The organism is Akkermansia sp. UBA7090 (genome assembly GCF_002493465.1).
In the GTDB taxonomy this organism is placed as follows: domain Bacteria; phylum Verrucomicrobiota; class Verrucomicrobiia; order Verrucomicrobiales; family Akkermansiaceae; genus Akkermansia; species Akkermansia muciniphila_A.
Genome location: NZ_DKYW01000008.1, coordinates 156,579 through 165,751, shown reverse-complemented (window position 1 = coordinate 165,751; position 9,173 = coordinate 156,579). Strand labels below are relative to the sequence as shown.

The following is a 9,173-nucleotide window of genomic DNA, read 5'->3' as shown; positions in this document are numbered from 1 at the left end:
TCACCAAAAAAATGCTACCCTCCCATTCGAACAATAAACAGGGGCGCAGCTAATGCCGCGCCCCTGTCCGCTCCCGGCAATATACCGGCAAGCATGCTTTTCAGTTATTTTTTCTCCTTGGTGAAGTCCAGTTTGCCGTCTTTTTCCCTCACCACGATTTCCGTTCCTTCCGGGAAGTCTCCTTCCAGAAGCTTGAGGCTGAGCGGATCCAGAAGATCATGCTGAATGGCCCGTTTGAGAGGACGGGCTCCATACACAGGATCAAAACCATGATCCGCCACCAGAGCCGTAGCTTCCGGAGTCATGCGCAAAAACAGGCCCTTGGCTTCCAGACGCCTGCGGACACGCTGAAGCTGAATGTCCACAATGCCCTTGAGTTCCTGCGCCGTGAGCCGGTCAAAGATGATGATTTCATCAATGCGGTTCAGGAATTCCGGACGGAAGTGGCCGCGCAACGCTTCCAGAGCCTTGGCTTCCCTCTGTTCCGCATTGGCTTCATTGAGGATGTACTGGCTGCCGATGTTGGAGGTCATGATGATGACCGTGTTGCGGAAGTCAACCGTACGACCCTGGCCGTCCGTAATGCGGCCGTCGTCCAGCACCTGGAGCAATACGTTGAAGACGTCCGGGTGGGCCTTTTCAATTTCATCGAAGAGAACCACGCAGTACGGACGACGGCGCACGGCTTCAGAGAGCTGACCGCCTTCTTCATACCCCACGTATCCGGGAGGCGCCCCGATGAGGCGCGCGACGGAATGTTTTTCCATGTATTCGGACATGTCAATGCGGACGATGGCGTTTTCACTGTCAAAGAGGAATTCCGCCAGCGCCTTGCTGAGTTCCGTCTTGCCCACGCCGGTGGGTCCCAGGAACAGGAAAGAGCCAATGGGCCTGTTTTCATCCTGCAACCCGGCGCGGGCGCGTCTCACGGCGTCGGATACGGCCTTAACGGCCTGTTTCTGCCCGATTACGCGGGCGCCCAGACGCTCTTCCATGTGCACCAGCTTGGCACGCTCCCCTTCCTGCAGACGGGCGGCGGGAATGCCGGTCCAGGTGGCAACCACTTTGGCAATGTCTCCTTCCGTGACTTCCTCCTTCAGCAGTCCCCCATCTTCCTTCTGCATTTTGCTGAGCTTTTCCTTGCCTTCCGTCAGGGCGCGCTGGGCTTCCGGAAGTTCGCCATAGGTGATTTCCGACGCGCGGGTCAGGTCACCCATACGTTTGGCCCTTTCGCTTTCCAGTTTGAGGGTTTCTATTTTTTCCTGTTCCCTGCGGACGGCGTCCAGCACTTCTTTTTCGCTTTTCCATTTGGCAATCATGGAACCGGATTTTTCCTTCAAGTCGGCCAGGTCCTTGGTGATTTTTTCCAAACGGGCCTTGCTGTCGGCGTCTTCTTCCTTCGCCAGCGCCTGCCGCTCCATTTCAAGCTGCATGGCCTCACGTTCAATCTGGTCAATTTCCGTAGGCATGGAGTCCAGCTCAATTTTGAGGCGGGCTGCCGCTTCATCCACCAGGTCTACTGCCTTGTCAGGCAGAAAACGGTCGGAAATATAACGGTCGGAAAGGGTGGCCGCCGCTACGATGGCAGCGTCCGTAATACGCACTCCATGGTGGACTTCATAGCGTTCTTTCAAGCCGCGCAGAATGGCGATGGTATCTTCCACGCTGGGTTCGGAGACCATGACGGGCTGAAACCGGCGCTCCAGAGCCGCATCTTTTTCAATGTATTTGCGGTATTCGTCCAGTGTTGTCGCGCCGATGGTCCGCAGTTCCCCGCGGGCCAGGGCGGGCTTGAGCAGGTTGGAGGCATCCACCGCCCCTTCACTGGCGCCCGCGCCTACGATGGTGTGCAGTTCATCGATAAACAGAATGATTTCACCGTTGGAATCCGTTACTTCCTTAAGGAAGGATTTCAAGCGTTCTTCAAATTCACCGCGATATTTGGCTCCGGCAAGCATGGAGCCGATGTTGAGGGATACAATGCGCTTGTTGCGCATGCTTTCCGGCACGTCGCCGTTGACAATGCGCCGCGCCAGACCTTCCGCAATGGCGGTTTTGCCAACGCCGGGCTCCCCGATCAGGACGGGATTGTTTTTCGTCCTGCGGGAAAGAATCTGCAAAACGCGGCGGATTTCCGTATCACGGCCGATGACGGGGTCAATTTTACCGGCGCGGGCGCGGGCCGTCAGGTCCGTCCCATATTTTTCCAGCGTCTGGTATTTGCCTTCCGGGTTGTCGTCCGTCACGCGCTGGTTGCCGCGCACTTCCTTCATGGCGGCCAGATAGTTATCCTTGGTCAGCCCAAAGGTGTCCGTCAACTGGTGCACTTTGTTTTGCGTGTCCAACGCTCCAAGCATGAAGTGTTCCACGCTGAGGTAGTCATCTTTGAGCTTTTTGCGTTCCTCTTCCGCAGCCTGCATGACGGTAGCCAGGTCACGCCCCATCTGCGGCTGCGTGGTGGCGCCGCTTTGAGTAGGTTCGTGGGAAACCTCCCTTTGGGCTGCCTGGAGAAGCAGCCCCGGATCGCAAGAGGCTTTGCGGAGAATAGGGGAAAGAATTCCGCCTTCCTGCTCCAGCAACGCCACCAGAACGTCCAGAGAGGAAATTTCCGGTTTTCCAAGCCGGCCTGCAGTTTGCTGCGCCTGCATCAGCGCTTCCTGAAATTTTGTTGTTAGATTGTTAAGCATGGTATGTTGGTATTTTAGACATAAGAATAACTCCAACCGTTGAATGGAAAAACAGGATTTTTCCTGTTATCTAAAAATTTTTTACCCCTTCGGATCCCCCGCAATATCACCTGTACGCTCAACGAATTATTGGAAAGTCCGCCTTGAGCTGACGGAAAGCGGTGAGGGTGCCGATATGTTCATGCCGCTAAGGGAAGATTATTTGCAAATAATCTCATTCAGGATTGAAGAAACTTCATATCAGTCTAAAAAACCAAAGAGAGGATATTGCACGACTGCCGATCCGCTGTCCCTGTCTTTCAACTGATTAAACCAAACCGACAAAAATCCAGTGTGAAAACCGCCCCGATAACCGGAGAAAGACGCGGGACCAAGGCACCGGCTAATGCCGGACGATTTTTCCGCCAGGATATTCTCCGGACCGGGGCGGTCAATTACATCCCGCCCATCGGGAACAATGTATCCAGCGCTGCGTTCAAGGTCATCACGTTGATTACGTTTTCCCCGCTTCTGTTTCGGGGGAATTGAAAAAAACGGCGACCATCCTCCCTAATGTTTTAAATCCCGGGCGTATCCCCGGACACACCGGAGGCTTCCTCTGTCCGGGAAAAAGTTTAACAAATGAAGAACGGAAATGTTCCTTCCTTTCCTAATTGACAAACGATTCCCTTTCTTTTTAATGGGTTAATGTTTATCAATCCGGCACACTGTCTGCCAGTGTCTCTTTGCACATGCGTGCTGCTTTCGGCAGCAAGCGCCTCCCTGCATGCGGAAACGGCTTACAGTACGCCCTGCGGCTATATCCAAACACCCCTGTACGCCAAAGCAACGGGTTATCTGGGTTTAGGGGTGCATCCGGAAGCCTTGGTACAGCACACCCTCAAAGAAGACAACATTGCCATTTCCGGCAATAAAGTCACCATCACGGATCCGGACGTCAATTTCAACGACCTGATGAATGAAAACTCCGCCTATGTGCTGGTTCTTCACTTCGGCAATGAAGTCATGGCTCTTCCCTTAAACCGGGATGGATGGAAAAAACCGGGATCTTGCTGGACGGAACATTCCATTAAAGTGGATGACCGCCTTCTTTCCGATCTGGTAAGAAAGGGAACTCCCCCCGATTCATACGCTCTGCGCAAAACGCGCACTCTGGATGATATTCTTGGCGTGGACAACCAGTTTGGCCTGAAAAGCGGCTCCGCCATGTCTGCAGACACCGTTAACATCTTTAATTCCACAACCACCAAGCTTGCCGCTTATTACTCCGGAAGCGAATGGAGAAGGAGGGGATCTACGGAAAATATCGGCGGCATGCCGGTGTTCAGCCATGAACCCCTGACTATTACGCGCAAGGCCGGTTCCGATGTTACAGCTGTGGTCGTTGGGGAAGTATCCCTGAAGAACCAGAAGCTGGTCGTTCCCACATTCAATTCCCTTCTTCACACCCGCCTGCCCCTTTCCCAGACCCTGGCTGAAACAGCTCTGCAATTGCCTGATGACGCCGTCATCAACATTCCCGCAGATGGCAAGAATGCCATGGTCAAGGTCGTCAACAACAACGGTTCTTGGAAACGTCAAGACAATGGAGAGGATGTTTCCAACGTCCCTTTCCATGGAGTTTTTTCCATCTACTATGAATCTTCCAAGACACCTTCCTACATCACGGTGTCCAGCAAACATCAAACCAACAAATAACCAGCCATGCTCTATCGCTCCCTTTTCACCAATGCTTTTACCGCCTGCGCTCTCTTTTCTGGAGGGATTGCCCTGGCGGACAGTTTCAATATCAGCAATGATGATCCCTCCGCGTATTCCCTAACCAATTCCCTCGGAAATCCGCTGAATGCAGGCAATGCTGTTTTAGGCGCCTTCAACAGAAATACTTGGAGTTATGATGTGACTAGCCGGCAATGGAACTTACAAGGTAATTCGTATGCACAGGATCAACTGGAATACAGTGATCTGATGAGCATGCAGAACAATTTCACCAGCACGCTGACAAATATACCTGAAGAGCAAAATGGCAGCGTCACTGACGGCAGCTTTAATTTGTCTGGAGATTATTCTTCTTATACCCCGACATCCCCCGTTTATTTAATGGTGACGGGACAGGATGGAGAAACAGCTTTTTTTGTCTTTAAAAACGCATCCAGCGACAGTCTGCTTAATTATGATAATATAAAGATATCCGGCAACGAGCCGTTCGATCTGTGGCTTACGACCAAGGAGCAGGCTCTCATAAACGATCTTGACTACTATACGGAATGCATCCTGGGAAATATCAATCTGGAAAACAATACCATCCAGCTTTTGATTCCGGAACCCGCAACAACCACCATGAGCTTGCTGGGCTTGGCAGCCCTAATGGTACGCCGTAAACGGAAATAAAAGTTTCCTCTTTCGTCAAACCTCTGTACGGGTATTTTCTGTACAGAGGTTTTTGTGCCGTCAACTATTCGTACTCCATTTCCCTCTGCATTTCCCGCCAGAATACCCATAGTGCCCGGCAATAAAACGCCCCGCGCGCTCTGGAAAAGCGGCGGGGCGTCTGTTCACGCAGTGAAAACCGCGGGAGTTATTTCTTAACGGGAATGATATCCAGTTCCGCTACGGCGGCGTAATCCCGCCCCTGCATCTCACTGAGGGCGGAGAAACGGAAATAACGCGCCTTGACGGGGGCCTGGAATTTCACTTCCTGGAGGTCCGCACTGTCGGGGAAGGAACCCTTGGCGGCAGGCTGCCATTTCTCTCCGTCCGCGCTCACTTCCACGGAATAATCTTTCACGCGGCCATTGTTGTTGCCATCCTGGCGGGGAAGATAAGTAATTCCGGAGAATTCCCGCTCCTTACCCAGGTCCACGGCCAGCACATGCGGATGCTTGGTCACGGTTTTATTGTATTCAGAGTGCCAGAAAGTGCCGGGATCACCGTCAATGGCGAATTCGGCGTCCGCTTCGCCCTGCTCCTGGCTGGTTACGCTTTTAACCGTGTACTTGTCCGTGCGGGCCAGCATGGTCATATCCAGCCGGGCCGCAGGCACGCGGATTTCACCTTTGTAGGACTTGGCGGTAATGGGCCGCATAAAGAAGGACATCGGGTAAGGCTTGTTCGCCTTGATGATGTCCCTGCCCATGGGGCCGGGACCGCAGGAAGCCCCCCCCAGACCGCGCGTGGCGGAAGAAAGAACCAGCACGGTCTTATCCGTCGTCTTCGGCAGTTCCACGGGGTGGTTTGCCTGAATCAAATCCGTGGTGGTATACGGAAGAGCGGAGAAAGCGAACGGCGCGCCCACGGAACCGAAAAGCAGGCCCCGCCCCTTGTCGTCCGTAACGGCCACCCAGCGGGTATCCTCATGGTTGCCGCAATCCTGCGGTCTGCCGTACGGGAAGAAAGAATCCCAGGCCGTCGTTTTATACACGCCCAAAGGCATGCCGCTCTTGCGGTCCGCGTAGTTTTCTTCCGGCCCGCGGCCATAATAGGCTACGTTGTCCATATTCGCCGGCAACTGGAGCTCGTATCCCAGGCGCAGCAGCTCCAGGGGATTGCCGCGCGGAAGCAGCACGGACTGGCAGACAACCGTTCCATCAGCGTAAATAGTCCATTCCAGATTATTGATGAAATGGGTGTTCGTATCGTTCAGGGGTTGCTTCCTGGCCGTGATGGTGGTCTTGGTATCGCCGTAGCCGCTGATGTTTTCAGCCTGTTTGCCGCTCACCTTGACGGATTGCTTGACGGTGACGCTGTCGCCGTTATCAATGGCTTCGTAACTGAGCAGTTCATGCTTCAGTTCACGGAGGCCGTTAGCCATGCTCTTGGCCATGACGCCCGGCTCATTGCTGGAGGCGGCGCGCAGGGCGTTCACCGCCATGGGCGTTTTGAACAGAGGCTTGCCGTCCACTGTGAACTGAGCCAGTTCTCCGGTGGCCGCGTCAAACTGAACGGAGAAATCCCTGCCGGAAACGGTATGTTTGTCCGCGCTGAGGCTGACTTTGCCCGCAGGGGCCTTGAACAAAGGTAGATCTCCCTGTACGGGAAGCTGAAGCTGGTCAAAGGCCAATTCGTACCCCTTCTTGGCCCACTCCTTGTCCTTCTTCAGCTTGTAGCCTATACGCAGAGCATACTCCGCCCCCGGTTTCCGGTTTTTCAACTGGGGAATGTCCGGAATGGGAACCACGATTTTTTCTCTGGGTCCGGCCGGAGGCGTGTCCAGCTTGCCTTCAGCCACCACATTTCCGTTCTCCGTCAGGGTCCAGGTAATGTCATAGGGAGAAAGATCCGTAAAGAAATTCTTGTTGAAGATGGAAATCCTGCCGTCGTCCGTCAGAGATGTGGAAATATTCTGATAGACATGCTTGACTTCAAAATAACCCGGTTCCGGCGTGCGGTCCGACAGGATGGTGCCGTTGAACACGAACTGGCCGCTGTTGGGATGATCGTTGAAATCGCCGCCGTAGCAGAGCATCTTTTCTCCATTCGGCAGGGTCTTGTACAAGCCCTGGTCCACCCAATCCCAGATAGCGCCGCCCATAATGCGGTCGGAAGACTCAATGGCCTCCCAGTAATCCGCCAGGTTGCCCATGGCGTTCATCATGTTGTGCGCGTACTCGGAAATATAGTAAGGCTTGGGGAAATCCTTGTTGCCCGCCATGGAACGCGTCCAGTCCACAGACGGGTACTGGTTGGACCCCAGATCCACAATGTCATTATTGCGTTCGTAATGGGTGGGGCGGGACATGTCCCTGGCTTTCACCATCTTTTCCGCAGTGCGGAAGTTCTGGCCGGGGCCGGCTTCATTCCCCAGGGACCACATAATCACGCAGGGATGGTTCTTGTTGCGCTCCACCATCGCCATGATGCGGTCCACGTGGGCCGGCATCCACTCAATGGGATGGGAAATGGACTCCTTGCCATAGTAATAGCCGTGGGACTCGATGTTGGCCTCATCCTGCACGTAAATGCCGTACTTGTCGCAGAGGTAATAGAAATAAGGATCCGCGGGATAATGGGAACAGCGCACATGGTTGATATTGGCGCGTTTCATCATCCGCACTTCTTCCTCCATCTGCTCCGGAGTCACGTAATGCCCTGTTTCCGGATGGCTTTCATGGCGGTTCACGCCTTTTACCTTCACCGGCTGGCCGTTCACCAGGAACACGCTGTCCTTAATCACCACATTGCGGAAACCCACGCGGGCGGAAACCATTTCTTCCGTTTTCCCGTCACGCTTCAGCGTCAGTACCAGGGTGTACAGGTTGGGATCTTCCGCGGACCATAGCCTGGGTTTGGAATAAATGCCAAGCAGGGAGGTTTTAAAATCCTTCATGCCGGTAAGACGCAAGCGCTTTTCCAATACGCCGTCATATGGCGCGTCCTTGGGCTTGACAGGTTCCACCAGCTTGCCGGCAGCGTCATACAGGGCCATGGAAACCGTGCAGCCATCCAGTTTTTCCGTTGCCGGAAACAGATTGCGTACATCCACATCCACCTGAAGGCGCCAATCACCGTTCACGGTGCCCGGTTTGGCATGGTCAATATTCAGGGCCCAATCCCTTTGGTCCACCGGATTAGTCTGCGCGAAAAAGTCGCGGATGTGAACTTTGGGCAGCGCGAAAATGGAAACATTGCGGAAAAGGCCGGACAAGCGGAACATGTCCTGGCATTCCAGATATGCTCCGTCGGAATGGCGGTACACTTCTGCGGCCACCACGTTTTCCCCCTTCTTAAGGTAGGGGCTGATATCAAAACGGGCCGGATTTCGGGAATCTTTGGAAAAACCTACATACTGCCCGTTGATCCAGAGGTAGAAGAAAGAATCCACGCCGTCAAATTGCATGTACACTTCCCTACCGTCCCAATCCGCAGGCACTTCAAAGGTGCGGCGGTAGGAACCTACGGGGTTCCGTTCCTTGTAGGACGTGTAATTCTTGTTGGAAGGCTCCTTCATTACATAAGGCCAGGAGCGTTCAAAGGGATACGGCTGATTGGAATAAATGGGGGTGCCGTAACCCTGCGTCTGCCAGGAGGAAGGCACCTTAATCTCCTTCCAGTCCTTTACGTCGTAATCCGGCTTGTAGAAATCGGCCGGGCGGCTCTGGGGATCCTTCGCCCAGTGAAACTTCCACTGACCGTTCAGGGACCTGCGCCATTTGCTGTTTTCCGGCAGCACTTTCAAGGCGGACTGCAAATCGCTGAAAGACGCGAAGAAGGCGGTTGGCGCTTCCTTATTCAAATGCAGGTTCTGTTCCTGTTCCCATTCCAGCCCTGTAGGGGCTGGCGTGGTGGCGGAATCGCCCGGTGCTCCCAGGCCGCACATGACGGAACCTACCGCCAGCGCGGTACAGGATAAAAGCCAGGATCTGGTCGTTCTCATGAAATCAATATGTGTCGGAGTTGATATGCACAAACGGATTGTCCAGTTACATACGAATCCGCAATTCTAATTCTAACAGCAAACTTGCCCTTTGCAAGCTGCTGTCACGTTTA

Annotated in this window: 4 protein-coding genes; 2 read left to right on the top strand and 2 right to left on the bottom strand. The window is 53.9% G+C overall.

The window, feature by feature from the left end:
- Positions 1-104: 104 nt before the first annotated feature.
- Complete coding sequence (gene clpB / locus B3075_RS02925; protein ID WP_094136641.1) at positions 105-2,687, bottom strand: ATP-dependent chaperone ClpB; 2,583 nt, start codon at positions 2,685-2,687, stop codon at positions 105-107.
- Positions 2,688-3,404: 717 nt separating this feature from the next.
- On the opposite strand from clpB, the gene B3075_RS02920 reads away from it, so the two are divergent.
- On the top strand, positions 3,405-4,385 hold the full coding sequence (locus tag B3075_RS02920) for a hypothetical protein (RefSeq protein ID WP_290492017.1): 981 nt from the start codon (positions 3,405-3,407) through the stop codon (positions 4,383-4,385).
- 6 nt (positions 4,386-4,391) lie between these two features.
- Complete coding sequence (locus B3075_RS02915) at positions 4,392-5,078, top strand: PEP-CTERM sorting domain-containing protein (protein WP_290489316.1); 687 nt, start codon at positions 4,392-4,394, stop codon at positions 5,076-5,078.
- 187 nt (positions 5,079-5,265) lie between these two features.
- Here B3075_RS02915 and B3075_RS02910 read toward each other — a convergent pair whose 3' ends face one another.
- Positions 5,266-9,003: a glycoside hydrolase family 2 TIM barrel-domain containing protein gene (locus B3075_RS02910; RefSeq protein WP_414631730.1), complete on the bottom strand. Its 3,738-nt coding sequence runs from the start codon at positions 9,001-9,003 to the stop codon at positions 5,266-5,268.
- Positions 9,004-9,173: the final 170 nt, after the last annotated feature.

Bases quoted from the DNA above. Each gene is read 5' to 3' on its own strand.
- B3075_RS02915 (WP_290489316.1), top strand. From the start codon at position 4,392: ATGCTCTATCGCTCCCTTTTCACCAATGCTTTTACCGCCTGCGCTCTC.
- clpB (WP_094136641.1), bottom strand. From the start codon at position 2,687: ATGCTTAACAATCTAACAACAAAATTTCAGGAAGCGCTGATGCAGGCG.
- B3075_RS02910 (WP_414631730.1), bottom strand. From the start codon at position 9,003: ATGTGCGGCCTGGGAGCACCGGGCGATTCCGCCACCACGCCAGCCCCT.